Raw genomic sequence first — 2,263 nt, 5'->3', positions numbered from 1 at the left:
GATGGCAGGAGCCGCCCCACCAGAGGCGGCCACCGTCGCACTCCGGAACCTCACCGGCCCCGTGGCAACCCGAAGAACCTTACGGACCGACCCGCCCCATGTCAAGCGCGATCAGGGGTTACTCCAGGTCGGAGAGCCGGCCGCTCGCGTCGGGCTGGGCGTCCTCGACGCGGCGGAGGAGTCGGGTCAGCAGCTCGCCGAGCAGGGTGCGTTCGGTCGGGGTGAGGTCCTGGAGCAGGTCCTCCTCCCATTCCGTGCCCAGGCGCATGCCCGCGAGCCACTTCTCCCGGCCCAGCTCGGTGATGCCGACGATGACGCGGACGCGGTTGGCCTCGTCGCGTTCGCGGGTGACCAGGCCCTCGGCGACCATGCGGTCGATGCGGTGGGTCATGGCGGCCGGGGTGAGGCCGAGGCGTTTGGCGAGGTCGCCCGGGCCGAGCCGGTAGGGGGCGCCGTCGAGGACGAGGGCCTTGAGCACCTCCCACTCGGTGCCGTTGATGCCGATGTCGGAGAGGTGGCGGCCGTAGGCGACGTTCATGCGGCGGTTGAGGCGGCTGAGGGCCGAGACGATCTGCTCGACCTGGGGGTCGAGGTCGTGGAATTCCCGCTGGTAGAGGGCGATCTGCTCCTCAAGCGGGCTCAGCTCCTGCGTGGGCGTCGGCTCGGGGTTGCTGGCCGGGGCGTCGCTGTCGGACATGGTGCGCAGTATTCCACCTCTCTCGTTCGCGTCGAAGTTCTCAGTCGTGTAGTCTTTAGCTCTGAACTTTAGCATCGAAGTCTTCGACCCGGTAGCTCGCGGTGCCGGGTCGCACGTGCGTATGGGTGGTGAGCAGTGACACGCGAGACGGGCACCGCGGCTCTTCGCCGCATCCAGGTGGGCAACGCGCTGAGTGCCTTCGGCAACGGCTTCACGGTGCCGTACACGTTTCTGTACGTGGCGCGCGTGCGGGACCTGGGGTCGACCACGGCGGGGGTCGCGCTCGCCGGGTTCGCCATGGCGGCGCTGCTGGTGCTGCCCTTCACCGGGCGGGTCATCGACCGGCGCGGGCCGCTGCCGGTGGCGCTGGGCGGTGCGGTCGCCGCGGCGGCCGGGGCGCTGTCCCTGGGGCTGGCCTCGACGGCTCCGCTGGTGCTCGCGTCGACGCTGGTCATGGGGGCCGGGATAGCCGTCATCCAGCCCGCGCTGGCGACGATGATCGTGTGGTGTTCGACGCCGGCGACGCGGTCGCGGGCGTTCGCGACGCAGTTCTTCCTCAACAACCTCGGGCTGGGCGTCGGCGGTCTGCTGGGCGGGCTGCTCGTGGACGAGGAGCACGCGGGCTCGTTCGTGCGGCTCTTCGCGATCGAGGCGTCCATGTTCCTGGTGCTCGGTGCCGTGGTCGCCACGGCGCGGATGCCGCGGCCCGTTCGGCGGGGCGCGGACGGCGTGCCGGCGGGCGAGGGGGCCCGGGGGCGGTGGCGGACGCTGCTCGCGGACCGGGCGATGGTATGGCTGTGCGTGCTGGGCTTCGTGATGTTCTTCGCCTGCTACGGGCAGTTCGAGTCGGGTCTCTCGGCGTTCGCGGTCGAGGTCTCGGGGATCTCCCCGGCGACGCTCGGGGTGGCGCTGGCGGCGAACACCGCGGTGATCGTCGTGGCGCAGTTCGCCGTGCTGCGGCTCGTGGAGCGGCGGCGGCGCAGCCGGGTCATCGCCGCGGTCGGGCTCATATGGACGCTCGCCTGGCTGGTGGCCGGTGCGTCGGGGTGGGTCGCCGGCGGGCAGGCGATGGCGACGGCGGCGATCATCTCCACGTACGCGCTCTTCGGGGTCGGCGAGGCGATGCTGTCGCCGACCGTGGCGCCGCTGGTGGCGGACCTGGCGCCGAGTTCGCTCATCGGGCAGTACAACTCGGTGTTCGCGCTGGTCAAGCAGCTGGCGCTGGCCATCGGGCCGGCGGTCGGCGGGTTGCTCGCGGGGGCCGGGGCGTACGGGGCGTACATCGCGATGCTCGTCGTGTGCTCGCTGGGCATCACCGTGATGGGGCTGCGGCTGGGCCGGCGGCTGACGCCGGTGCAGGACTGCCCGCGGCTCGCGGTCAGTGTGCCGGTGGCGTCGCACAAGCCGGCCGCGGCCGGTGCGGCGTCGGCGCCCGTGCCGGCCGCGTAGCGGGGGCGTCCGCGCGCGGGGGGGGGCGGCGCGGGGGGGCCCCGGGGGGTGGGGGGGGGGGGGGGTACGGGGATCCCCCCCGCCCGGGTCTACGCCACCGTCGTCCCCGGTCCCGCC

The 2,263-nt window shown here is 73.1% G+C and carries 2 protein-coding genes; one reads left to right on the top strand and one right to left on the bottom strand.

All coding sequences use genetic code 11. The features are described 5' to 3' along the window. Positions 1-118: 118 nt before the first annotated feature. Complete coding sequence (locus ABD317_RS36055; protein WP_344296130.1) at positions 119-697, bottom strand: MarR family winged helix-turn-helix transcriptional regulator; 579 nt, start codon at positions 695-697, stop codon at positions 119-121. Positions 698-832: 135 nt separating this feature from the next. On the opposite strand from ABD317_RS36055, the gene ABD317_RS36050 reads away from it, so the two are divergent. Beyond that, on the top strand, positions 833-2,146 hold the full coding sequence (locus ABD317_RS36050; RefSeq protein ID WP_344296128.1) for an MFS transporter: 1,314 nt from the start codon (positions 833-835) through the stop codon (positions 2,144-2,146). Positions 2,147-2,263: the final 117 nt, after the last annotated feature.

It is taken from the genome of Streptomyces synnematoformans (genome assembly GCF_039531005.1).
GTDB lineage: Bacteria > Actinomycetota > Actinomycetes > Streptomycetales > Streptomycetaceae > Streptomyces > Streptomyces synnematoformans.
This window is presented reverse-complemented; position numbering and strand designations above follow the sequence as displayed.